This window comes from Enterobacter cloacae complex sp. HYC033_NIDB, from assembly GCF_056673335.1.
This window is the reverse complement of record NZ_CP115123.1, coordinates 2223885-2248719: the sequence shown is the minus strand read 5'-3', so window position 1 is coordinate 2248719 and position 24835 is coordinate 2223885. Positions and strand designations below refer to the sequence as shown.

Sequence of the window (24835 nt, the reverse complement as noted above, 5' to 3'; positions counted from 1 at the left end):
AAAAAAGACTGGCCCTCATCGCGAGGGCTTTTTTATCTCCGCCTTGCTGAAAATAGCGGCGATCGCAGACAAAATCATAACCCTGGATTCACATGCATCTTACACTCTCGAACTATTTTCGCTATGGTTAGGGTTAAGCGTTGCTGCTGGCACAGTCACGGCAATATAATGAGAATTGTTATCATTCAAAATGCTTGAGGAGTAAGAAATGGCTAATACTAAGCTTGTCCTGGTGCGCCACGGCGAAAGCCAGTGGAACAACGAAAACCGCTTCACCGGTTGGTATGACGTTGATCTGTCCGAGAAAGGCGTGAGCGAAGCAAAAGCGGCAGGTAAACTGCTGAAAGAAGAAGGCTTCACCTTTGACTTTGCTTACACCTCTGTGCTGAAACGTGCCATCCATACCCTGTGGAACGTTCTGGACGAGCTGGATCAGGCCTGGCTGCCGGTTGAGAAATCCTGGAAACTGAACGAGCGTCACTACGGTGCGCTGCAAGGTCTGAACAAAGCGGAAACCGCAGAAAAATACGGTGACGAGCAGGTTAAGCAGTGGCGTCGTGGTTTTGCGGTCACGCCTCCAGAGCTGAGCAAAGATGACGAGCGCTATCCGGGCCACGATCCGCGTTACGCGAAGCTGACTGAGGCTGAACTGCCGCAGACCGAAAGCCTGGCGCTGACCATCGACCGCGTTGTGCCTTACTGGAACGAAACCATTCTGCCACGCCTGAAAAGCGGCGAGCGCGTCATTATCGCTGCTCACGGTAACTCCCTGCGTGCGCTGGTGAAATACCTGGACAACATGGGTGAAGATGAAATCCTCGAGCTGAATATCCCTACCGGCGTGCCGCTGGTGTACGAGTTCGACGAAAACTTCAAGCCAGTTAAACATTACTACCTGGGTAACGCCGACGAAATCGCTGCAAAAGCGGCGGCCGTGGCGAACCAGGGTAAAGCGAAGTAATATTCGCCGGACATAAAAAAAGCGTGGAGCAATCCACGCTTTTTTATTGCCCGGGACAAACTTAGCCGCGACGCGCTTTAACCGCATCCGCCAACTGACGCAGGATCGCATCGGTATCGTCCCAGCCAATGCAGGCATCCGTCACGCTCTTACCGTAGACCAGCGGCTCGCTGCCCTCCAGGTTCTGGTTGCCTTCCACCAGATGGCTCTCAATCATCACCCCAATCACTGCGCGTTCACCGCTGGCGATTTGCTGACACACATCTGCGCCGACTTCCATCTGCTTTTTAAACTGTTTGCTGGAGTTGGCATGGCTGAAATCGATCATCACCTGCGGTGCCAGACCCGCTTTCTCCAGCCCTGCTTTTACCTCCGCTACGTGTTTAGCACTGTAGTTAGGCTCTTTACCGCCGCGCAGTATGATATGGCAATCGCCATTACCGCTGGTATTCACGATAGCGGAGTGGCCCCACTTGGTCACCGACAGGAAGCAGTGCGGCGCGCCAGCCGCATTAATGGCGTCAATAGCGACTTTAATGGTGCCATCAGTGCCATTTTTGAACCCCACCGGGCATGACAGGCCAGACGCCAGCTCACGGTGAACCTGAGATTCCGTCGTACGCGCGCCAATAGCGCCCCAGCTCATCAGGTCAGCCAGATACTGCGGGGTGATCATATCGAGGAATTCTCCGGCAGCAGGCAGCCCGCTGTCGTTGATCTCCAGCAGCAGCTTACGCGCAATGCGCAGGCCGTCGTTGATCTGGAAACTGTTGTCCATATGCGGATCGTTGATCAACCCTTTCCAGCCCACGGTGGTACGCGGTTTTTCGAAATAAACGCGCATCACGATTTCCAGTTCGCCTTTCAGCTCTTCACGCAGGGCGAGCAGACGGGACGCATACTCTTTGGCCGCAGCAGGATCGTGAATGGAGCACGGCCCAATGACCACCAGAAGACGATCGTCGCTACCTTTCAGGATCTTGTGGATCGCCTTGCGGGCATGAGACACCGTGTTGGCGGCATTTTCGGTGGCGGGGAATTTTTCAAGGAGCGCTACGGGAGGTAATAACTCATTGATCTCTTTAATGCGTAAATCGTCGTTCTGATAATTCATCTTCTTTCCGGCTCTGCCATATCTTTAGTAATGAAAGCAATCCTTTCAATCTAACTTGTCGGCCACGAAGTGTAAACGGGCTTTTACACTTCGCGCAGATAATTCCTAGAATTCGCCTAAAATACACAACAAAATAGCGAAAAATGAGATCTGGCCTAAGCTTTTTACTTGTAACGACTGTTTTTAAATATTTATACGCGATTCCATCCTGACATAAATCAGGAAACTGGGATCTTTCGCCACTGAACAAGATGCACTGTTGGAGAATGTTATCCAGCGTAACGATAAGAACAGGAGCACCATGATGAAAATGACGAAGCTGACTACGCTTTTCCTGACGGCAACCCTTACTCTGGCAAGCGGTAGCGTACTGGCTGCTGACGCTGGCTCATCCGGCAGCAACGGCGACGCGAATGCCGCTGCCGAAGCGGGCCAGGTTGCGCCGGATGCAAAACAGAATATTGCGCCAAACAATGTTGATAACAGTAATATCAACACGGGCAATACCAACACCGGCGGGACGAACACAGGCACGATGAACCATGAGGGTATGACTACCGACGAGGTTCATAAAAACTCAGTGTGTAAAGACGGGAAATGCCCGGACCCGAATGACAAAGTAGGCAGCGATGCCAATACCAAAACGGACGGTACTACCCAGTAACCTTCCGTAAGGTAAAACAGGGAGAGCGAATGCTCTCCTTTTTTATTTAAGCTCTTAAAAACGCTACACTAAAAATAATAATAAATCAGGAACGATACCATGGCGCACTCCCACTCCCATTCCCACTCCACTGGCGATGAAAATGCCAAACGGCTTCTGCTGGCTTTTGGCGTCACTGCCACCTTTATGATAATTGAGGTCACAGGCGGGCTGATATCCGGATCGCTGGCGCTGCTGGCCGATGCCGGGCATATGCTGACCGACGCTGCCGCGCTCCTGTTTGCTCTGCTGGCCGTGCAGTTTGCCCGTCGCCCTCCCAATACCCGCCACACCTTTGGCTGGCTCAGACTGACCACGCTTGCCGCCTTTGTGAATGCGATTGCACTGGTGGTCATTACTCTTCTTATCGTCTGGGAGGCTTTTCAGCGCTTTCGGCATCCACAACCGATAGCCGGGACGACAATGATGGTTATCGCCATTGCCGGGTTGGTCGCCAATATTCTGGCGTTCTGGATATTGCACCGCGGCAGCAGTGAAAAAAATCTGAACGTACGGGCCGCGGCGCTTCATGTGCTGGGCGATCTGCTGGGTTCCGTAGGGGCCATCGTAGCCGCGCTGATCATTATGGGCACGGGCTGGACTCCCATCGACCCGATTCTTTCCGTGCTGGTATCGTGCCTTGTATTACGCAGTGCCTGGCGGCTGTTGAAAGAGAGCGTCAATGAGCTGCTGGAAGGCGCTCCCACGTCGCTGGATATTGGCGAGCTAAAACGCAATCTGTGTCGTTCCATTCCTGAAGTCCGTAACGTTCACCACGTTCACGTCTGGCTGGTGGGTGAGAAACCGCTTATGACGCTGCACGTTCAGGTTATTCCGCCCCACGATCACGATGCGTTGCTTGAACGTATTCGGCACTTCCTTGAGCATCACTACGAAATTGCGCACGCCACCATCCAGATGGAGTATCAGCCATGTAACGGGCCAGACTGTCACCTGAACGAGGCGCAGTCCGGCCACTCACACGCCCATCACCATTAACGGGAAAGCGCGCGCGAGCCACGCTCACGCGCGCTGTTAATCCACATGCGGCTACCGTTCAGGGCAATGACCGTCAGCAGCATGTACTCCAGCGACATGGCATAAACACCCTGGCGGGCAAAAATCACCACGCTAATGACGTTGATGACCACCCACAGCAGCCAGTTCTCAACGTATTTACGGGTCATCAGGATCATTGCGGCAATCGACAGTACCATCATGCAGGAATCCCAGAACGGGAAGGCATCCGGCTGAAGCTCAGGCATCGTCACGTTTAATCCCAGACCCGACATGACCGAGACCGCCACGCGCGTCAGGAAGGCAAATACCGGATCAATAAAGACGGTCATAAAGCCGATAGCTACCACGCAGGCCGCGAACCAGGTGATGGCTTTTGGCAACGGCAGCCAGCGGATTTGCAGTTCCGCCTCCTGCTGACTGTTTTGCCGAGACCAGGCGTACCAGCCATAGATATTGGCTGCGAAGAAGAACAGCTGTAGAAGCAGGCTGGCGTAGAGCTGGATCTGGAAAAAGATGATCGCAAACAGAGTGACGTTTATCAGCCCGAACGCATAGTTGCTGATCTTCTCAAGGCTGGCCAGCCAGATACAGAGTAAACCGGCCAGCGTACCCACCGCTTCAATCCACGACAGGTCATAGCCGCCCGCACCAATCGGGATATGAACCAGGATGTTCTGTGTGCTAAAAAAATCCATTTTTTCTCCGGGGCGTAATAAGTTAAGTACGTAGTGTAGCCGCAAAATCCAGCATACGGTTAAGTGGAATTAACGCGCCTTCACGCAGAGCGGCATCCACATGGATCTCATGCGCTGCGCCACCGTTCTCCAGGCCCTCCGCAATCGCTTTGAGCCCATTCATCGCCATCCACGGGCAATGCGCGCAGCTTCGGCAGGTCGCCCCTTCTCCGGCGGTCGGCGCTTCGATCAACGTTTTTTCCGGCACGGCCTGCTGCATCTTGTAGAAGATACCGCGATCGGTCGCCACAATGAGCTGCTTGTGTGACAGGGTTTTCGCAGCATGAATGAGCTGGCTGGTTGACCCGACGGCATCCGCCATGTCGACGATGGACTGCGGGGATTCCGGGTGCACCAGAATCGCGGCGTCCGGGTATAACCCTCTCATGCGCGTCAGGGCCTGGGTCTTAAACTCGTCGTGAACGATACAGGCGCCCTGCCAGCACAGCACATCCGCACCGGTTTGTTTTTGTACATAGTTTCCCAGGTGACGATCGGGCGCCCAGATGATTTTCTCCCCCAGGCTGTCCAGATGCTCAATCAGCTCAACGGCGATACTGGAGGTCACTACCCAGTCTGCCCGGGCTTTCACCGCCGCAGACGTGTTGGCATAAACCACCACGGTACGATCAGGGTGGGCATCACAGAAGGCGGTGAACTCATCAATCGGGCAACCGAGGTCAAGGGAGCATTCGGCATTCAGCGTCGGCATCAGTATGGTTTTTTCCGGGCTGAGAATTTTTGCCGTTTCGCCCATGAAGCGCACACCTGCAACCAGCAGCGTGGAGGCAGGATGTTTTGCACCGAAACGCGCCATTTCCAGGGAGTCTGAGATACAGCCGCCCGTCTCTTCTGCCAGCTGCTGAATTTCCGGGTCGGTGTAGTAATGCGCCACCATCACCGCATCACGCTCTTTAAGCAGGCGCTTAATTTTTTCACGATAGAACTGTTTTTCATCCCGGCTTAGCGGAGCGGGCTTCGGCGGGAAGGGATAGATTGCGGTTTCGGGATCAAACATCACACTCATTATGGCTTCTCGTTTTACTGGCTTAACAATATTGCCTTTGTTTTGCATGAGATAACAAAAATGAGGCAATGGTGTTTTGTATACTAAACAAGATAGCGAATTTGAGGGGGAATGTCATCGGGAATTGATGCCGGTAGCATCTGTCGGGTGGCGGCTTCGCCTTACCCGACCTACAAGGCACTGGCGAACGACAGATAGCAAAAAGGCGCCTTTAGGGCGCCTTTCAACACTGGTGGGTCGTGCAGGATTCGAACCTGCGACCAATTGATTAAAAGTCAACTGCTCTACCAACTGAGCTAACGACCCCTTGCGGGATGTACTTCAAATCTATTCAGGCTGGTGGGTCGTGCAGGATTCGAACCTGCGACCAATTGATTAAAAGTCAACTGCTCTACCAACTGAGCTAACGACCCATTCGGGTGTTGCCTGAATTATCACTCGGAACCAATAAAATTGGTGGGTCGTGCAGGATTCGAACCTGCGACCAATTGATTAAAAGTCAACTGCTCTACCAACTGAGCTAACGACCCGAGTGGTGGGTGATGACGGGCTCGAACCGCCGACCCCCTCCGTGTAAAGGAGATGCTCTACCAACTGAGCTAATCACCCACTCTGTACTGCCAGAACTGCTTTAAGTGGTGGGTCGTGCAGGATTCGAACCTGCGACCAATTGATTAAAAGTCAACTGCTCTACCAACTGAGCTAACGACCCACTTTTGCGCTGCTTTCACGTTGTTTGATATCCCGTGGCAACGGCGGCATATATTACTGATTTAAGAATTCTGCGCAACAAAAATTTCGATGAAGATCACTTAACTGCTTAGGAATCATGCTGCACGACCAGAAATGACGCGATTTCTGGTCATGCGATAATCAACCCATCGAACTCAAACGTTTTTGCGCTTGTTTGGCGCCGTCTGTACCCGGGAATTTTGCAACCACCTGCTGATAAACCGCTTTGGCTTTTGCAGTGTCGCCTTTGTCCTGCATGATCACGCCGACTTTATACATCGCATCAGGCGCTTTCGGTGATTTCGGGTAATTTTTCACCACAGAGGCAAAATAAAACGCCGCATCATCCTTTTTACCCTTGTTGTAATTCAACTGACCCAGCCAGTAGTTCGCATTTGGCTGGTAAGTGGAATCAGGGTACTTCTTAACGAAGTTCTGAAACGCAACGATAGCATCGTCCTGGCGCGATTTATCCTGCACCAGGGCAATGGCCGCGTTGTAGTCCGTATTCGCGTCACCGCTCTGTACAGGCGCACCAGACGACGCGGAGGCATCTGCCGCAGGTGCAGGCGTTGCCGCACCGCTTTGATCGCCTGCTGCTGGCTGTGCTGCTGCTCCGCCGCTGTTAAGGCTATCCATCTGCAACAAAATTTGCTTCTGGCGCTCCACAACCTGATTAAGCTGATACTGACTCTCCTGGATCTGACCACGAAGGGAATCAATATCATTCTGGTTATCGGAAAGCTGCTGCTGGAGTTGAGTTAAAAGCTGGCTGTGAGCGTTAGAAATACGCTCGAGTTGAGTGACCCGGTCTTCTACCGAGCCTGAGCCGACACTACTGATTGGTGCCTGAGCAAAAGCGGCCCAGGGGGCCGCTATTCCAACCAGTAACGACAGACTCATCAGATGATGTCTGAAGTTACTGCTCATGCAATTCTCTTAGTAAACGAGTACGGCACGACGGTTTTTGGAGTAAGCCGCTTCGTCGTGACCCAGTACTGCTGGTTTTTCTTTACCGTAAGAAACGATGGAGATCTGGTCAGCAGAAACGCCTTTACCCTGGAGGTACATTTTAACAGCGTTTGCACGACGTTCACCCAGGGAGATGTTGTACTCCGGAGTACCACGTTCGTCCGCATGACCTTCTACGGTGACTTTGTAAGACGGGTTGCTACGCAGGAAGTTTGCGTGCGCATCCAGCATTGCAGCGAAGTCAGAACGGATGTCGTATTTATCCAGATCGAAGTAAACGATGTTGTTCTGCTGTAACTGCTGCATCTGAAGACGCGCTTGCTCTTCAGAAGACATATTGCCATTGCCGTTAGCGTCCATACCGGTGCCGGCACCCATCATGCCTTCGCCGCTCTGGTCATTGCTTGCGTTCTTGTTAGAAGAACACGCTGCGATTGCCATAACAGGCAGAGCGATCATCAGCCCCTTCAGCACTTTGTTCAGTTGCATTTCTAAGATTCCTTTAGTAATCAATTAATTATTATTACAGATACGGCGACCAGGCAGGTGATTTTACCTGTCCATCAGTTGCCGGAAGACGCGCTTTGAAACGCCCATCTGTAGAAACCAGATTCAGCACGGATCCCATCCCCTGAGAAGAGCTGTAGATTACCATGGTGCCGTTAGGTGCCAGACTTGGCGTTTCATCCAGGAACGTTGACGACAGTACTTGTACGCCCCCCGTTACCAGATCTTGTTTGGCAATGTGCTGCTGACCACCCGCAGTACTGACCATTACCATTGTTTTACCATCGGCACTGACGTCAGCATCCTGGTTCTGAGAACCTTCCCAGGTAATACGCTGCGCTGCTCCGCCGTTGATATTCACTTTATAAACTTGTGGACGACCTGCCTGGTCAGACGTAAAGGCCAGATTCTGGCTGTCCGGGAACCAGGTTGGCTCAGTGTTGTTGCTACGACCATCCGTGACCTGACGGATCTGACCAGAACCAATATCCATCACGTACAGGTTCAGGCTACCGGTTTTAGACAGGGCAAACGCCAGTTTGGTACCGTCCGGAGAGAACGCAGGCGCACCGTTGTGACGCGGGAATGACGCAACCTGACGCACAGCACCGTTAGAGAGCGTCTGGATAACCAGCGCGGAACGGCCGCTTTCGAAGGTCACGTACGCCAGCTTAGAGCCGTCCGGAGACCATGCCGGAGACATCAGCGGCTGTGGTGAACGGTGTACGGTGAACTGGTTGTAGCCATCGTAATCAGAGACGCGCAGCTCATAAGGGAACTGGCCGCCGTTGGTCTGTACTACGTACGCGATACGAGTACGGAACGCACCTTTAATACCGGTCAGCTTCTCAAACACTTCGTCACTCGCCGTATGGCCTGCGTAACGCAGCCACTGCTTGTTCACCTTATACGTGTTTTGAGCCAGAACGGTACCCGGCGCACCGCCGGTATCCACCAGCTGATAAGCGACGTTATAGCCGCCGTCTGGCGCAGGAGTAACCTGTCCGACAACCACGGCATCAATACCCAGTGCAGACCATGCAGCAGGTTGAACTTCCTGAGCGGTACCCGGCTGCTGCGGCAGACGAGAACGATCTAAGGGGTTAAATTTACCGCTGTTACGCAGGTCAGCTGCAACAATGCCGCCAATGTCTTCAGGCGCAGCGCCCGGGCCTGCCCACTGGAACGGAACGACACCGATTGGACGCGCTGAGTCGTTCCAGTCGGTAATGTCGATGCTTACTGTGGCATGCACTGCTGACGTCAACAGTACTAAAAAACCAAAAGCTAATCGTAATGCCTGCTTCATCATATCTCCCTTATCCGAACAATAAGTCCTGGATAATTTAGCAGAAGGTTAACAAACTCAAATACACAAAACTATCAGAACCCGATAACCGCAGCTCTGCTTATGGCTTAAAGTTCAGCGAAGCGTCTTTGAACACTTCATAGACAGCCTGTGACGGAGGTTTTGGCAGTTTTGCCTGATTCACTGCCACAAGTGCAGCCTGGCATAATGCGTCATCGCCTCCTTCAGACTCAACGCTCAGCACGGTACCATCAGTATGCAGTTTAATATGCAGTCTGCATGTTTTCCCTGTATACAATGATTTATCGTTAAGCCTGCTGGATATAGCCGCAGCAATCTGGTTCTTGTAGTCGTTAATCTCAGCGCCAGAAGCACCGTTGTTCTTAGTGTTACCGCTTCCCGCCGGGGCTGCATTACTCCCTTTTGCCCCACCGCCAGTTTTCGGCGCATTCTTACCAGAACTCAGGTCGCCAATGATATCGTCAGCGGTGGCTGCTTCAGCGGCAGCTTTTTCAGCAGCGGCCTTCCTGGCAGCGGCTTTTTCAGCGGCAGCTTTCTTGTCGGCTGCGGCTTTTTCGGCAGCAGCTTTTTTATCAGCCGCAGCTTTTTCAGCCGCAGCCTTCTCGGCAGCAGCCGCTTTCTTCGCAGCATCGGCAGCAGCTTTCTTCTCTGCTTCCTGAGCGGCTTTCTTCGCGGCTTCTGCTTCCGCTTTCTTCTGGGCATCAGCAGCGGCTTTCTTCGCAGCTTCTGCTTCCGCTTTCTTCTGGGCATCAGCAGCGGCTTTCTTCGCAGCTTCTGCTTCCGCTTTTTTCTGAGCATCAGCAGCGGCTTTCTTCGCCGCGTCAGCCGCTAATTTCGCCTGTGCGTCAGCCTGCGCTTTTGCATCAGCCGCGGCTTTGGCTGCCGCCTCTTCCGCCTGCTTCTGCTGTTCCTGCGCCTTCTTCGCAGCGGCTTCAGCCTGCTTCTGCTGCTCTGCCTGCTCTTTCGCCGCTTCCTGCGCCTGCAAACGCTCTTTCTCAAGCTGCTTCAGACGTTCCTGCTCGGCGGCCTGCTTTTCACGCAGCTCTTCCGCCTGCTGTTGCGCCTGTTTTTCTCGCTGCTCTTCAGCACGTTTAGAGCTCGCCTGCTGCTGTTGCTGACGATTATAGTTCTGAACGATCGCACCGGGATCCACCATGACGGCGTCGATAGACGAGCCCCCACCGCCGCCTGATGCATCAAGGTGCTCATCGAACGAACTCCAGATCAGCGCTGCAAAAAGAATTACGTGCAGCACTGCGGAGACGATTATCGCTCGCTTAAGCTTGTCGTTCTGTTCGGTTGCCTTTGACACTATCGGTTCCCAAAAACTACGCAGATGATCAAATAGGCTGAGTCATTAAGCCAACTGACTTAACGCCCGCGCTATGTAGCAAGTTCAGCGCTTTGATAATTTCATCATATGGTACGTCTTTCGCACCACCGATTAAGAAGACCGTCTTCGGATTTGACTCCAGGCGTCGTTGCGCTTCAGCAATAACCTGCTCTGGCGGAAGCTGATCCATACGATCTTTCTCTACCACCACGCTGTACTGCCCTACGCCGGAAACCTCAATGATGACCGGAGGATCGTCATTGGTGCTTACCGCCTGTGATTCTGTCGCATCCGGCAGATTAACTTCCACGCTCTGGGTGATGATGGGCGCCGTCGCCATAAAGATCAGCAGCAGCACCAGCAGCACGTCCAGTAACGGAACGATATTGATTTCGGACTTGAGCTCGCGACGACCTCGTCCACGCGATCTGGCCATGGTTTACCCCTTGTTGCTCTCGGTGCTGGTAAACGCCTGACGATGCAGAATCGCGGTGAACTCTTCCATAAAGTTGTCGTAGTTCAGTTCCAGTTTGTTCACGCGCTGGTTCAGACGGTTGTACGCCATTACCGCCGGAATTGCGGCGAACAGACCGATTGCGGTCGCGATCAGTGCTTCTGCGATACCCGGCGCAACCATCTGCAACGTTGCCTGCTTCACCGCCCCAAGGGCGATAAAGGCGTGCATGATCCCCCACACCGTACCAAACAGGCCGATATACGGGCTGATGGAGCCAACGGTTCCGAGGAAAGGAATATGCGTTTCAAGATTTTCCAGTTCGCGGTTCATGGAGATGCGCATCGCACGCGACGCCCCTTCTACCACGGCTTCCGGCGCATGGCTGTTAGCGCGATGTAAGCGAGCGAACTCTTTGAAACCGCTGTAGAAAATTTGTTCGGAGCCTGAAAGGTTATCACGGCGTCCCTGGCTTTCCTGATACAGACGCGAAAGCTCAATACCCGACCAGAACTTATCTTCAAACGCTTCGGCTTCGCGGCCAGCGGCATTGAGGATACGCGTTCTCTGGATGATGATGGCCCAGGATGCGATTGAAAAACCAATCAAAATCAACATGATAAGTTTAACCAGAAGGCTTGCCTTCAGGAACAAATCAAGGATATTCATGTCAGTCACTGCTTAAACTCCGCGACAATAGACTTAGGAAGCGCACGAGGCTTCATTATGGTTGGATCAACACAGACAATCAGGACTTCAGCTGAGTTCAGTACCGTGTTCTCTGCATTGACTATCCGCTGCGTGAAAACCAGTGAAGTTCCGCGCATTGATGTAATTTCTGTTTGGACTTCGAGCATATCGTCGAGTCTGGCAGGCGCAAAATACTCAAGCGTCATCTTGCGTACCACGAAGGCAACTCGCTCAGCCAACAGCACCTGTTGACTAAAGTGATGATGGCGCAGCATCTCTGTGCGTGCCCGTTCATAAAAAGCAACGTAGCTGGCGTGGTAGACCACACCACCGGCATCGGTATCTTCGTAATAGACACGTACCGGCCATCGAAACAGCGTTGTATTCACTTTACATCCCGGTAATACAAGAAAAGTTGGAGCTTTCAAACTTCGCTACTATACGCGCGGGAATGATGGTTTGGAATGGGAGAAAGTAAACGGAGAGTAAATTTTTATGGGCCAGGGTAAGCCCATAACGTTAACGGACATTTCTTATTCAGAAGAAGAAGAAAATCAAACCGGCGAGGAGAACCAGATCGGCAATCAGTGGGCAGAAGATGCCCTGCCAGTGTAGCGCTTTCGGACGAAAGCCGACACCGTGAATCACGCCTGCGCACACCGCCCACATAATCAGGAAGCCGTGCCAGATTTCAAGCTCGCTGGTTTTCGCCGCGAAGCGCGACGGGTCCCAGAAGATACAGCCTGCCAGCAGTAATGCCATAATGAGGGAAAGCGCCCTCAAGGGGCGCTTATCCATTACCGCATATAACGTTGCGATAATATTCATTAGTGCTTTTCTTCACCTGCTTTGGTCGCTTCTACATGCTCAAGCGCCAGGGCAGTGATGACACCAAACGCACAGGCAAGAAGCGTCCCTAAAATCCATGCGAAATACCACATATTCAGCTCCTTACTTAGTACATAGAGTGGGTGTTGCTTTCGATATGTTCTTTAGTGATACGACCGAACATTTTCCAGTAACACCAGATGGTGTAAGCCAGAACAATCGGAACGAACACGCAAGCCACATAGGTCATTAAGTTCAGCGTCATATGGCTGGACGTTGCATCCCACATGGTCAGGCTGGCATTCATCATGGTGCTGGATGGCATCACGAACGGGAACATCGCAATACCGGCCGTCAGGATGATGCACGCCAGCGTCAGGGAAGAGAATACGAACGCCAGAGCGCCTTTCTCCAGACGAGACGTCAGCACGGTCAGCAGTGGCAGCAGCACACCCAGAGCCGGGATAGCCCACAGCACAGGGGTATTGTTGAAGTTCACCAGCCATGCACCGGCCTGACGCGCCACCTCTTTGGTCAGCGGGTTAGACGGTGCAGCATGGTTGATAGCGGACGTCACCACGTATCCATCAATACCATACACCACCCACACGCCTGCCAGAGCGAAGCAGACCAGCGTCACCAGCGCTGCCACCTGAGCGGTAGCGCGGGAACGCAGATGCAGTTCACCTACGGTACGCATCTGGAGATAGGTTGCCCCCTGGGTGATGATCATCGCCACGCTCACCACGCCTGCCAGCAGACCAAACGGATTCAGCAGCTGGAAGAAGTTACCGGTGTAGAACAGACGCATATATTCGTCGACGTGGAACGGTACGCCCTGCAACAGGTTACCGAACGCCACACCAATGACCAGCGGTGGAACGAAGCTACCGATGAAGATGCCCCAGTCCCACATGTTACGCCAGCGGGTGTCTTCAATCTTGGAACGGTAGTCGAAACCCACCGGACGGAAGAATAGAGAAGCCAGCACCAGAATCATCGCCACATAGAAGCCGGAGAACGCAGCCGCGTAGACCATCGGCCAGGCAGCGAACAGCGCGCCGCCTGCGGTGATCAGCCACACCTGGTTACCGTCCCAGTGCGGGGCGATGGAGTTGATCATGATTCGACGCTCGGTGTCATTACGACCGAGGAAACGGGTGAGCATGCCCACGCCCATGTCGAAACCATCGGTGACCGCGAAACCAATCAGCAGAACACCGATCAGCAGCCACCAGATAAAACGCAATACTTCATAATCGATCATTTGATGACTCCTGTCTTAGCGTGCCGGCTGAGTAGTCGCAACAGACTGCTCGTAGTGGTAGCGACCGGTTTTCAGGCTGCTTGGGCCAAGGCGCGCGAACTTGAACATCAGGAACAGTTCAGCCACCAGGAACAGGGTGTACAGACCGCAAATGAGCAGCATGGAGAAGATCAGGTCGCCTGCGGTCAGGGAGGAGTTCGCTACCGCTGTTGGCAGCACCTCACCGATCGCCCACGGCTGACGGCCATATTCCGCTACAAACCAGCCGGACTCGATAGCAATCCATGGCAGTGGGATACCGTACAGCGCGGTGCGCAGCAGCCATTTTTTCTCACCGATACGGTTACGAATGACTGACCAGAACGAGGCCGCGATGATCAGCAGCATGATAATGCCGCAACCCACCATGATGCGGAACGCGAAGTACAGCGGCGCAACGCGTGGAATAGAGTCTTTGGTTGCCATCTGAATCTGCGCTTCCGTCGCGTCGGAGACGTTCGGGGTATAGCGTTTCAGCAGCAGACCGTAACCGAGGTCTTTCTTCACGTCGTTAAATTGATCGCGAACGGCCTGGTCGGTAGAGCCGGCGCGCAGCTGTTCCAGCAGCGAGTAGGCTTTCATCCCGTTACGGATACGCTCTTCATGCTGCACCATCAGATCTTTCAGGCCAGTCACCTGTTTGTCGACGGAGCGCGTGGCGATAATACCCAGAGCGTAAGGAATTTGAATGGCGAAGCGGTTTTCCTGCGCTTCCTGGTCAGGCACACCGAACAGGGTAAACGCTGCCGGTGCCGGCTGGGTTTCCCATTCAGCTTCAATTGCGGCGAGTTTGGTTTTCTGCACGTCGCCCATTTCGTAACCGGATTCATCACCCAGAACAATCACGGACAGAATCGCGGCCATACCGAAGCTTGCTGCGATAGCAAAAGAACGCTTGGCGAACGCGAAGTCACGGCCGCGCAGCATATAGTAGGAGCTGATGCCCAGCACGAACATCGCGCCGCACACATACCCAGACGCCACGGTGTGAACGAATTTAACCTGAGCAACCGGGTTCAGGACCAGCTCAGCGAAGCTGACCATCTCCATACGCATGGTTTCGAAGTTGAAATCAGATGCGATTGGGTTTTGCATCCAGCCGTTCGCCACCAGGATCCACAGTGCGGACAAGTTGGAGCCTAATGCCACCAGCCAGGTTACCGCCATATGCTGGACTTTACCCAGACGGTCCCAACCGAAGAAGAACAGACCTACAAAGGTGGATTCGAGGAAGAAGGCCATCAGACCTTCAATGGCCAGCGGCGCACCGAAAATATCCCCCACATAGTGGGAATAGTAAGACCAGTTTGTCCCGAACTGGAACTCCATGGTCAGACCGGTTGCCACGCCCAGCGCAAAGTTGATACCAAACAACTTGCCCCAGAACTTGGTCATATCTTTATAAATCTGTTTGCCGGAGAGGACGTAAACCGTTTCCATGATGGCCAGCAGGAACGCCATACCGAGCGTCAGCGGCACAAACAGGAAGTGGTACATCGCGGTCAAGGCAAACTGTAAGCGCGACAGTTCGACTACGTCTAACATTATGACTCCTTGCTCATCGCATGAAGACTCCGAGAGTGAACCCCGTTAGATAAGGATCCACACGCATGCCCCAATACAAAGTTATCTGCTTCCCTTCTTCGTTGCTTATTCTCTTCAGGAGGAAAAAGCAATGATGAAAGGTTACAAATACGTTAAGAAAAAACCAAATTGATCCCGTAAATATAATACGCTGCAAAACCCTTACAATAAACAGGTTTTTAGTCGAACAGATTTACGTTTTTCGACGGCGATCAATTTATAGCAAAATTACCACTTTTCGGCCATTTTGATCGGGAACAATTTAACGCCTTTCGGAGGCTTTTTCCAAGGATTAAACATTGATTTAAATCAAAAACAGTCAGAGCTGTTAATGATGTTTCTTTGTGGTGCGGATAGTAAAAACCTTGTTAACAATATGTATATTTAAAGGCGTTATTGGTTATAAAAGCCAGAAGATAATATAAACAGTTGTGATTTTTATTAACGCGCAAGAAAAAACGCATTTTGCCGGAAGATAAACATATAATGTTATCTGCTTCACAGTATTTTTCTTTCGCTTTGCTACCCGCCGAAAAGATTACATTTCATTCACCTTTAATAATCTTAAAATTAACACCCTTTCGTGACTATTTGATGAAATAAAGGCCGCAGGAATGCGGCCTTTATTTTGTTCGGAGGATTACCTTTCAATTTTTATGCTAAAGGTGCGTGACTGGCATGGCCGGAACGACCCCGTAATGGCTGAACCCTCCTCCCCTTGCGCCTTGCGCACCTCATTCATGTCCGTTTCGCAACAGGCCTGGACCTCACGGTTCACAGACAAAGCCACGTCACAGGAGCGGGTCCCCGAAGGGTTGTACAGACGAAGAATCATCTCGTCACGATCCTCCGCTTTTTTCAGCGCACTGAGTAAGCATCCGTTAGGCGCCAGCGTTAACAGGCTATAGCTACAAGGGGTGGTGAAAGAGGCGCGGTTAAGCTTCATCGCATCCCACGGGATTTTGTTATAACAGTGCACTGGCGTTAACCACGACTTCGCCTGCTGCGCAACGCCAGCACTGACGGGCGTACCATTAAAACTGAACAGGCTAAAGCGACAGGTTAACTGGCCCCGCATCTGCGAATCAGGCACCGGCATTTTGATCCCGGACGGTCTGCCGGGGCGCAGCAGTAAATCTTCCTTCCCAAGCACCCCCACGCCGCGAAGCAACGTCAGGGCAAACGTTTTTTGACGCTCGCCAGTCACTTCAAATTCGCGCAACCCTTCGGTAAACAGGGCCATTCCGTTACGCCGTTCCTGGAGCACCGCGTAGTTGAGCAGATTCCACACCGGCAGCGGCGCTTCCTTCCAGCCCTCCTCCTGCCAGTTCGCCATCGCTTCATCCTGTACAGGTCGTGTCAGCGAACCGAACTGGGTATCGGCTAACACCGTGTCTGTGGTAAATGGCGTCGGGATCAGCACCCGCACACGGTGGTCATCCACGTGATTTCCGAGACGTGCCTCAACGTCGATACGTCGGCTGTTATGGCTGAGCGTGACCGTGAGTTCTGCCTCAAGCGTTCCCGTCTGCTGACGCGCAGAACGTTCAGCGAGATCCGCTGGCACCGCCATGCGATGGCGGATCACCGCCCTGCTCTGCCAGGCCTCGTGGATCACCTCAACCTCATGCTCGCCCTGAGCGGAAGTGAGTCTCCACTCTTCCCGTGAAGGCGAGTAGTCGTACTCATCGCCATCATCCGAGCTCTCTTCTATTTCCAGCGCGCGGTCATAGATAAGCCCGGACGCTTTATCGAGCAGACGCAGGGTGCCGTCGTCGTTTAACGTTATTTCCCAGAAAGCATTTTCCAGCAACGCCTCCGACGATTTTTCTGCCGCCAGCAGCTTGCCGGCCACGTGCGGCTCGATATAGAGCGTGCGGTAACCCATTGATGGCAGGATCTGATTGAGCTGGATATCAAACTCCATAAAGGGATCGTAGTTGCCGTAATGCACAATTTGCCGGTCAATCAAGCCGGGGTCGATTTCACGCGCGCTGCGCAGGCAGTAAGGGATTTCATTCCCCCTATCGTCCAGCAGGCGGAACTGGCTGGCGCGCAGACGTATCGTGGTGTTAATCACTTCCTCACGCGGCCAGGGCGTGAGGTTAAACATCACCAGTTTGTCTTCCTCGCTCTGCGGCATGTTGTCGGCAATCTTGCGCATATAGAAGCATGTCAGGTTATCGGCCATGTCTTCCGCCAGCTCGAAGCGTGACATCACCTCACGATGCACTTTGTCACTACAGCAGCAGCCGATACTGTCGTGGGCGTGATTCTTGAGGATCTCTTTCCACATTTTTTCCAGCAAGCCGTGGTGATACTCAAAGCCCAGCGTCCAGGCAAGCGTGGCCAGCGGCTCAAGGACGTTGACGATTTTATTCTCTATCCGGGCGTGGGCGATTTTGATATCCATCCGCGTGGAGCCTATCGTCCGGTGCACTCGCATATATTTACCGTCAATAAACTCCCCTTTCAGCGTCGCCAGTTCATCGCGGTGCGCGTCAATGTGGTCAAACACCTCCTCGAAGCGGCTCATCACAAACTGACGCTGCGGATAGATTTCGCGCAGCTTATCCATCACCGCAAAGATGTTCTGCTGGAGCGGCATCTGATCATGGCCGTTAGGCAGTAAAATTTCTTTCGTCACGGAGGCTTTTTCCAGCACCTCGAAGTACGTGTCGAGCCGTTTGCGCAGCCCGGCCTCATCCTCCGGTAAGTACTTACCAATCGCGTAGCCCAGCGGCAGCACCTGTGCCGTCACTTCGCTGCCGTCCTGGCTTTGCCAGAGAAATTCGGTTTTATCGGTACCGTGCCGCTCGGAACACCCGCGCCAGAACATGGTGCGCGTGATGCCAAAACCGTTGTAAATGTGCGGCAGCTGGGAAGACATGCCGAAGGAGTCCGGCAGATAGCCAATTTTCATCGGCTCGCCAAAGGCCAGACAGTCGCGTATACCGTACATCAGATTTCGGACAATCGACTCGCCGGAAACAAGGGTGGTATCCGTCTGGGTATACCACGGCCCAATAATCAGCTTCCCGGCCGCCACCAGCGCCTTCACGCGTGGCCTGTTTTCCGGTTTCACGGCAAAATAATCTTCCAGCACCGCCGTCTGGCCGTCGAGTACGTAGTATTTATACTCTGTGTCCTGCTCAAGACGAGTGAGGATCTCTTCCATATTATTGACCAGAAGAATACGTGACGCTTCGGTGGTGAAGTACCACTCCCGGTCCCAGTGCATATGTGGCGTGATATGAACGCGAGATACAGCTTTCATCTTCGTTTCCTGTCAGTGCGTGTTTACGATGGTATGTCTTCAGTCACGTAGGTGCCGCTCTTCACGGCCTGGCGTCGCCATAGCAGTAAAATGAGCGTAGAGATTGCGGCGCCAGCCAGCGCGGCGCCAAACCAGCCGACAGCGGCCATCACGCCGCCCAGCCCGGCATCATGCAGTAAGAAGAGCGAGAAAATGCCCGCGCCGGGGGTGGATAGCCCAATCCCCATCGCCCCGACAATCGCTCCGGTCACCATTGACCCCAGAACAAATGAGCCAATGACCCGCAACGGATCCTCGATAGCCATCGGAATTGCCCCTTCGGTGATGCCCGCCAGCCCCAGCAGCCAGGTGGACTTGCCGGTTTCAATTTCGAACTGTTTGAACAGGTTCGGAGCCAGCATCGTTGATGCCGTCACGGTAAAGGCCGATACCATTTTGACGGAGGCAAAAATCGCATAAGGCCCGTATACGCCATTGGCCATCGCTCCCAGACAGAACGCGTAAGAGGCTTTGTTGACCGGACCGCCCAGATCGAACGAGCACATAAAGCCCAGGATCGCCCCCAGCAGCAGCGCGTTCGCGCCGGACAGACCGTTAAGCCAGGCGGTCAGGGCATTATTGATCCAGGCCACCGGTTCGCCGATCACAAACAGCATCAGGCTGCCTGCGCCCAGCACGCCAATCACCGGATAGAGATAAAAGGTCAGAAAGCCGTTGTAGCGGCTACTCAGTCGGATGTGGTTTTTTACCCAGCGCATCAGGTAGCCCGCAATCAGCCCGCCGACGATGGCCCCGAGAAAACCAGAGCCGATCATATTGGCGGCAAGACCCGCCGCAAAGCCCGGCGTTAGCGCAGGTTTATCCGCCAGCGAGTAAGCGGTATAGGCTGCCAGAACAGGCACCATCAGAATACCGAGCATCCCGCCGCCCAGTTTGCGGTACATCCACAGCCACGAATTTTCCTGATCGAACAGATGCTGCAAGCCCAGGATTTGCGCCAGCAGTACCGACACCGCCAGCACCGTGCCGCCAGCGACAATCAGCGGCACCGCAAAGGAGATACCGCTGAGCAGCGCCTGCTTGAGTTCGGTTTTAACGCACTTTTTCGCGTCCGTGTCGACGTGCGCAGGACGCGCATCGGATACAGGCTGTAGCGCCAGCGCACGCTCAATGAGCGCTTCCGCATGGCGTAAGGGTTCCGCGACGGGCACGGAAATGGCGGGCATCCCCTGAAAACGCTCACGCTCTTTGATCGCCACTTCCGCCGCGAAGATACACGCTTTTGCCTCCTGCAACTGCTGCGCGGTGATGCGCCCCTCAATACCATTTGCCCCCTGCTTTTCGACCACCACATTGACGCCGAGCTTACGTCCCGCTTTTTCGAGATATTCCGCTGCCATGTAGGTATGGGCGATCCCGGCCGGACAGGCGGTAACGCAGACGATCGTCGGGGCATTCTCCGCAACGGCGGTTTCTTGTGTGTCAGGCGCTGTTTCCAGCGCCGCAAGCACCGCTTCCGCGCTGGTCGCCGTCATCACGCGCGCCCTGAGCTCGTCATCCGCCAGGCGAGACGTCAGTTCCGTCAGGACCTGAATATGCGTTGACCCCGCTTGAGCGGGAGGAATGGCGAGCAGAAAAATCAGCTCGACCTCCTCCGGCCCGTCCACGCCTTCCCAGGCCAGCGGCTCGCGCAGTGTGGCCACGGCAAAAGCCGCTTCCTTTACCGCCACTGATTTACCATGGGGTACGGCCAGCCCCTCGCCCAACGCCGTCGGGCCAAGCGATTCCCGATGGAAAACGTCTGCCAGAAACGTATCGGCGTCGGCTATTTTGCCCAACGCCACCAGCCGCGTCGCAAGCTGACGGATTGCCTCATCACGGCTGGTAAACTGCGCCTGCACGCAGACAGCACGGGGGTCGGTCAGAGTCGTCAGGTTCATAAAGATCCTCACCTATCCAAAGTTATTGTCTGGGGAGGATTGTGGCAGACAGGATAATACATTTATGTGATCATTTTCACTAACACCGATATTTGTATCTTATTTGTATTATTTACAAATTTACCACTGAAGGCATAATTCCCTGAAAACGTATTAAAAAGGCGCGACACAATGGGCAATAAACCGATGTACCGGCAGATCGCCGATGCGTTCCGCGAGAAAATTAATGCCGGTGAGTTAAAACCTGGCGACGCGCTGCCGACGGAATCCAGCCTTCAGGAGGCGTTTAGCGTCAGCCGGGTCACCGTGCGGCAGGCTTTGAAGCTGCTCGCCGACGAGCAGATCATCGAAAGTATTCAGGGCAGCGGCTCGTATGTAAAAGAGGAGCGGGTGAATTACGATATTTATCAGCTCACCGGCTTTTACGAAAAGTTAGCGGATCGCAACGTCGATACGCACAGCGACGTCAGCGTCTTCGAAGTGGTGAAAGCCGATGAGCGGCTCGCGGCAAAACTTGCGCTCAATCCGGATGATAAGGTCTGGCACGTCAAGCGCGTACGCTTCATCAGGGAAAAGCCGGTGAATCTGGAAGAGACATGGATGCCGCTGGCGATGTTCCCCGACCTCACCTGGGAAGTGATGGAACAGTCGAAATACCATTACATTGAGCAGATCAAAAAGATGGTGATCGATCGCAGCGAGCAGGAGCTGGTGCCAGTCATGCCATCGGACGAGGCGATTGCCGCCCTGGCGCTCGATCCGGCAAAACCGATTCTGGAAAAAGTTTCCCGTGGCTTTCTGAAAGACGGCCGGGTATTTGAATACAGTCGCAACGTGTTTAACACCGACGACTATAAATTCACTCTGGTGGCTAAACGCAGGCAATAAAAAAAGGCCGCTTTACAGCGGCCAACCATGTCGAAACGGACATTTTTTTATACTTCAACGCGCCCCATTTGGGGAGCAGAGAGGACTTACTTAATGATGGATTTCAGTGCTTCACCGATATCCGCCAGGCTGCGAACGGTTTTCACGCCTGCGGCTTCCAGTGCTGCGAATTTCTCATCAGCCGTACCTTTACCGCCTGCGATAATCGCGCCCGCGTGACCCATACGTTTGCCTTTCGGCGCGGTCACACCCGCGATGTAACCCACCACCGGCTTGGTCACATGATCTTTGATGTAAGCAGCCGCTTCTTCTTCCGCGCTACCACCGATCTCACCGATCATCACGATCGCTTCGGTCTGTGGATCTTCCTGGAACAGCTTCAGGATGTCGATGAAGTTAGAGCCCGGGATCGGGTCACCGCCGATGCCCACGCAGGTGGACTGGCCGAAACCGTAGTCGGTGGTCTGCTTAACCGCTTCATAGGTCAGGGTACCGGAACGGGACACGATACCCACTTTGCCTGGGCGATGAATGTGGCCCGGCATGATGCCGATTTTGCATTCGCCTGGAGTGATAACGCCTGGGCAGTTCGGGCCGATCATGCGCACGCCTGCTTCGTCCAGCTTCACCTTCACGGTCAGCATATCCAGCGTCGGGATGCCTTCGGTGATGGTGATGATCAGCTTAATGCCTGCGTCGATCGCTTCCAGAATAGAGTCTTTGCAGAACGGCGCCGGTACGTAGATCACGGTCGCGGTTGCGCCCGTCGCTTCTACCGCTTCACGCACGGTGTTGAACACCGGCAGGCCCAGGTGCGTGGTGCCGCCTTTACCTGGCGTTACGCCGCCAACCATCTGCGTACCGTAGGCAATCGCCTGTTCGGAGTGGAAAGTCCCCTGGCTACCGGTGAAGCCCTGGCAGATAACCTTGGTATCTTTATTAATTAAAACGGACATTATTTCCCCTCCACTGCGGCAACAACCTGCTGAGCTGCATCCGTCAGACTTTTCGCTGCAATAATATTCAGGCCGCTGTCAGCCAGTTTTTTCGCGCCGAGTTCAGCGTTGTTCCCTTCCAGACGTACAACAACCGGAACGTTAACGCCCACTTCTTCTACCGCGCCGATGATACCGTCGGCGATCAGGTCGCAACGTACGATACCGCCGAAGATGTTCACCAGAACCGCTTTCACGTTGCTGTCAGAGAGAATGATTTTGAACGCTTCGGTTACGCGCTCTTTGGTTGCGCCACCGCCCACGTCGAGGAAGTTCGCTGGCTCACCGCCGTGCAGCTTAACGATGTCCATGGTGCCCATTGCCAGGCCCGCACCGTTAACCATGCAGCCGATGTTGCCATCCAGCGCCACGTAGTTCAGTTCCCACTGTGCAGCCTGCGCTTCACGCGGATCTTCCTGAGACTGGTCGCGCATTTCGCGCAGATCGGACTGGCGGAACAGCGCGTTGCCGTCAGCGCCCAGCTTGCCGTCGAGGCAGATCAGGTCGCCTTGGGTGGTGATCACCAGCGGGTTGATCTCGATCAGCGCCAGATCGCGCTCCAGGAAAATGGTCGCCAGACCCATGAAGATCTTGGTGAACTGCTGAACCAGCTTGCCTTCCAGACCCAGTTTGAATGCCAGCTCACGACCCTGGTAAGGCATTGGGCCCGCCAGCGGATCGATAGCCACTTTGTGGATCAGGTGCGGGGTTTCTTCCGCCACTTTTTCGATTTCCACGCCGCCTTCGGTAGACGCCATGAACACCACGCGACGGGAGCTACGGTCTACGACTGCGCCGAGGTACAGTTCTTTCGCGATGTCGGTTGCCGCTTCAACCAGGATCTGGTTAACCGGCTGGCCGTTCGCATCTGTCTGGTAGGTTACCAGACGCTTGCCGAGCCAATGTTCAGCAAACGCACGGATCTCTTCTTTGCTCTTAACAACCTTCACACCGCCCGCTTTACCACGGCCACCAGCGTGAACCTGACATTTAACTACCCACGGGCCGGAACCGATTTTAGACGCGGCTTCTTCTGCTTCACGCGGGGTAGTACAGGCATAACCCACCGGAGCCGGTAAGCCATACCGGGCAAACAGCTGTTTGGCCTGATATTCATGTAAGTTCATGTGTTCTATCCATCCTTCAGGTAATCGTTAGGTAGTGCTTTTGTAGGCCCGGCAAGCAACGCGCCGCCGGGCAAGACTGCAAAAACTAGACGTCCAGCAGCAGACGCGTTGGATCTTCCAGCAGCTCTTTAATGGCAACCAGGAAGCCTACGGACTCGCGGCCGTCGATCAGGCGGTGATCGTAAGAGAGCGCCAGGTACATCATCGGCAGGATCTCCACTTTACCGTCTACCGCCATTGGACGATCTTTAATGGCGTGCATACCCAGGATCGCGCTCTGCGGCGGGTTGATGATCGGGGTAGACATCAGCGAGCCGAACACACCACCGTTGGTAATGGTGAAGTTACCGCCAGTCAGGTCCTCAACGGTCAGCTTGCCGTCGCGGCCTTTCACGCTCAGCTCTTTGATTTTCTTCTCGATGTCAGCCATACCCAGGGTATCCACGTCACGCAGAACCGGGGTAACCAGGCCGCGTGGGGTAGAAACCGCCATGCTGACGTCGAAGTAGTTGTGGTAAACCACGTCATCGCCATCGATAGACGCGTTCACTTCCGGGTAGCGTTTCAGCGCTTCAACTACCGCTTTCACGTAGAAGGACATGAAGCCCAGACGGATACCGTGACGTTTTTCAAACGCGTCACCGTACTGCTTGCGCAGATCCATGATTGGCTTCATGTTGACTTCGTTAAAAGTGGTCAGCATCGCGGTGGAGTTTTTCGCTTCCAGCAGACGCTCGGCCACGCGCTTACGCAGGCGGGTCATCGGCACGCGTTTTTCGCTACGTGCGCCCAGAGCTGGCTGTGCCGCTGGTGCTGCCGCAGGGGCTTTCGCTTCCGCTTTCGCCTCAGAAGGCGCTTTTGCCAGATGCTTGTCGATGTCTTCGCGCGTCAGACGGCCACCCACGCCGGTGCCTTTGATGGCTGCCGGATCGAGGCTGTGCTCAGCCAGCAGGCGACGGATCGCCGGGCTGAGCGCGTCGTTGGTCTGATCGGACAGAGACGCCTGCTGGCGCTGGGCCGGGGTAGACGCTTTTTCTTCAGATTTGGCGCTGGACTCTTTGCCCGCGCTGTTGCCTTCACGCAGGCGACCCAGGATCTGGCGAGAAGTGACGGTCGTACCTTCATCTTCCAGGACTGCATCCAGAATGCCATCCGCTGAAGCCGGTACTTCCAGTACCACTTTGTCAGTTTCGATTTCTACCAGCACTTCGTCACGGGTTACCGCGTCGCCTGGTTTTTTGTGCCAGGTGGCGACGGTTGCATCTGCTACGGACTCAGGCAGGTCGGGAACAAGAATATCTACGCTACTCATT

The 24835-nt window shown here is 54.0% G+C and carries 23 protein-coding genes and 5 tRNA genes; 4 read left to right on the top strand and 24 right to left on the bottom strand.

Going from position 1 to position 24835, the window contains the following annotated elements:
- The first annotated feature begins 208 nt into the window (after positions 1–208).
- Entirely contained in the window at positions 209–961 is a 753-nt protein-coding gene (gpmA, locus tag O1721_RS10770; protein WP_006809557.1) for a 2,3-diphosphoglycerate-dependent phosphoglycerate mutase, read from the top strand.
- Positions 962–1022: 61 nt separating this feature from the next.
- Here gpmA and aroG read toward each other — a convergent pair whose 3' ends face one another.
- Complete coding sequence (gene aroG / locus O1721_RS10765) at positions 1023–2075, bottom strand: 3-deoxy-7-phosphoheptulonate synthase AroG (protein WP_003858564.1); 1053 nt, start codon at positions 2073–2075, stop codon at positions 1023–1025.
- Between the two features lie 304 nt (positions 2076–2379).
- On the opposite strand from aroG, the gene O1721_RS10760 reads away from it, so the two are divergent.
- Both O1721_RS10760 and zitB read left to right on the top strand, forming a co-directional pair.
- Positions 2380–2739, top strand: a complete 360-nt coding sequence (locus O1721_RS10760) for a protein YbgS (RefSeq protein WP_003858566.1) — start codon at positions 2380–2382, stop codon at positions 2737–2739.
- Between the two features lie 99 nt (positions 2740–2838).
- Positions 2839–3777 (top strand): CDF family zinc transporter ZitB, encoded by a 939-nt coding sequence (zitB, locus tag O1721_RS10755; protein ID WP_015571102.1) that lies wholly within the window; start codon positions 2839–2841, stop codon positions 3775–3777.
- Here the strand turns inward: zitB and pnuC are convergent.
- The 20 genes from pnuC to mngA form a co-directional block, all read right to left on the bottom strand.
- Positions 3774–4493, bottom strand: coding sequence for a nicotinamide riboside transporter PnuC (pnuC, locus tag O1721_RS10750; protein WP_017694131.1), 720 nt, complete (start codon positions 4491–4493; stop codon positions 3774–3776). The two genes, zitB and pnuC, sit on opposite strands and share 4 nt — an antisense overlap.
- A gap of 22 nt (positions 4494–4515) precedes the next feature.
- Entirely contained in the window at positions 4516–5559 is a 1044-nt protein-coding gene (gene nadA, locus O1721_RS10745) for a quinolinate synthase NadA (RefSeq protein WP_032647746.1), read from the bottom strand.
- A gap of 230 nt (positions 5560–5789) precedes the next feature.
- Positions 5790–5865: transfer RNA gene (locus O1721_RS10740), tRNA-Lys, on the bottom strand.
- A 31-nt stretch (positions 5866–5896) separates the two neighbouring features.
- Positions 5897–5972: transfer RNA gene (locus tag O1721_RS10735), tRNA-Lys, on the bottom strand.
- A gap of 41 nt (positions 5973–6013) precedes the next feature.
- Positions 6014–6089 (bottom strand) — tRNA-Lys (locus tag O1721_RS10730).
- Between the two features lie 3 nt (positions 6090–6092).
- Positions 6093–6168: transfer RNA gene (locus O1721_RS10725), tRNA-Val, on the bottom strand.
- A gap of 27 nt (positions 6169–6195) precedes the next feature.
- Positions 6196–6271, bottom strand: a tRNA-Lys gene (locus tag O1721_RS10720).
- 161 nt (positions 6272–6432) lie between these two features.
- Positions 6433–7221: a cell division protein CpoB gene (gene cpoB, locus O1721_RS10715; protein ID WP_003858574.1), complete on the bottom strand. Its 789-nt coding sequence runs from the start codon at positions 7219–7221 to the stop codon at positions 6433–6435.
- A 9-nt stretch (positions 7222–7230) separates the two neighbouring features.
- Positions 7231–7752 (bottom strand): peptidoglycan-associated lipoprotein Pal, encoded by a 522-nt coding sequence (gene pal / locus O1721_RS10710; RefSeq protein WP_003858578.1) that lies wholly within the window; start codon positions 7750–7752, stop codon positions 7231–7233.
- Between the two features lie 34 nt (positions 7753–7786).
- Positions 7787–9079, bottom strand: coding sequence for a Tol-Pal system beta propeller repeat protein TolB (gene tolB, locus O1721_RS10705; RefSeq protein WP_017384962.1), 1293 nt, complete (start codon positions 9077–9079; stop codon positions 7787–7789).
- A gap of 100 nt (positions 9080–9179) precedes the next feature.
- Entirely contained in the window at positions 9180–10412 is a 1233-nt protein-coding gene (gene tolA / locus O1721_RS10700) for a cell envelope integrity protein TolA (RefSeq protein ID WP_059452746.1), read from the bottom strand.
- A 28-nt stretch (positions 10413–10440) separates the two neighbouring features.
- Positions 10441–10869: a colicin uptake protein TolR gene (gene tolR, locus O1721_RS10695; RefSeq protein ID WP_032647739.1), complete on the bottom strand. Its 429-nt coding sequence runs from the start codon at positions 10867–10869 to the stop codon at positions 10441–10443.
- Positions 10870–10872: 3 nt separating this feature from the next.
- Positions 10873–11565: a Tol-Pal system protein TolQ gene (gene tolQ / locus O1721_RS10690; RefSeq protein ID WP_003858590.1), complete on the bottom strand. Its 693-nt coding sequence runs from the start codon at positions 11563–11565 to the stop codon at positions 10873–10875.
- Positions 11562–11966 (bottom strand): tol-pal system-associated acyl-CoA thioesterase, encoded by a 405-nt coding sequence (gene ybgC, locus O1721_RS10685; RefSeq protein ID WP_003858593.1) that lies wholly within the window; start codon positions 11964–11966, stop codon positions 11562–11564. The genes tolQ and ybgC overlap by 4 nt, the downstream gene beginning before the upstream one ends.
- A 148-nt stretch (positions 11967–12114) precedes the next feature.
- Positions 12115–12405 (bottom strand): cyd operon protein YbgE, encoded by a 291-nt coding sequence (ybgE, locus tag O1721_RS10680; protein ID WP_003858596.1) that lies wholly within the window; start codon positions 12403–12405, stop codon positions 12115–12117.
- Positions 12405–12518, bottom strand: a complete 114-nt coding sequence (gene cydX / locus O1721_RS10675; protein WP_003858598.1) for a cytochrome bd-I oxidase subunit CydX — start codon at positions 12516–12518, stop codon at positions 12405–12407. The genes ybgE and cydX overlap by 1 nt, the downstream gene beginning before the upstream one ends.
- 14 nt (positions 12519–12532) lie before the next feature.
- On the bottom strand, positions 12533–13672 hold the full coding sequence (gene cydB / locus O1721_RS10670) for a cytochrome d ubiquinol oxidase subunit II (RefSeq protein WP_023303309.1): 1140 nt from the start codon (positions 13670–13672) through the stop codon (positions 12533–12535).
- A 15-nt stretch (positions 13673–13687) separates the two neighbouring features.
- Positions 13688–15256 carry a cytochrome ubiquinol oxidase subunit I gene (gene cydA / locus O1721_RS10665; RefSeq protein WP_003858601.1) on the bottom strand — a complete coding sequence of 523 codons (1569 nt, stop codon included), beginning with the start codon at positions 15254–15256 and terminating at the stop codon, positions 13688–13690.
- Positions 15257–15935: 679 nt separating this feature from the next.
- The gene (gene mngB / locus O1721_RS10660; RefSeq protein WP_032668738.1) at positions 15936–18572 is read right to left on the bottom strand and encodes a mannosylglycerate hydrolase; all 2637 of its coding nucleotides are present in this window, start codon (positions 18570–18572) and stop codon (positions 15936–15938) included.
- 23 nt (positions 18573–18595) lie between these two features.
- Entirely contained in the window at positions 18596–20512 is a 1917-nt protein-coding gene (mngA, locus tag O1721_RS10655) for a PTS 2-O-a-mannosyl-D-glycerate transporter subunit IIABC (RefSeq protein ID WP_032647735.1), read from the bottom strand.
- A gap of 171 nt (positions 20513–20683) precedes the next feature.
- On the opposite strand from mngA, the gene O1721_RS10650 reads away from it, so the two are divergent.
- Positions 20684–21400, top strand: coding sequence for a GntR family transcriptional regulator (locus tag O1721_RS10650; protein ID WP_017384967.1), 717 nt, complete (start codon positions 20684–20686; stop codon positions 21398–21400).
- Between the two features lie 86 nt (positions 21401–21486).
- Here O1721_RS10650 and sucD read toward each other — a convergent pair whose 3' ends face one another.
- From sucD to odhB, 3 genes are all read right to left on the bottom strand, one after another.
- Entirely contained in the window at positions 21487–22356 is an 870-nt protein-coding gene (gene sucD / locus O1721_RS10645) for a succinate--CoA ligase subunit alpha (protein WP_003858609.1), read from the bottom strand.
- Positions 22356–23522 (bottom strand): ADP-forming succinate--CoA ligase subunit beta, encoded by a 1167-nt coding sequence (gene sucC, locus O1721_RS10640; protein ID WP_017384968.1) that lies wholly within the window; start codon positions 23520–23522, stop codon positions 22356–22358. Before sucC ends, sucD begins: the two co-directional genes overlap by 1 nt.
- Before the next feature lie 85 nt (positions 23523–23607).
- Complete coding sequence (gene odhB, locus O1721_RS10635) at positions 23608–24834, bottom strand: 2-oxoglutarate dehydrogenase complex dihydrolipoyllysine-residue succinyltransferase (protein ID WP_032647733.1); 1227 nt, start codon at positions 24832–24834, stop codon at positions 23608–23610.
- Between the last annotated feature and the right edge of the window lies 1 nt (position 24835).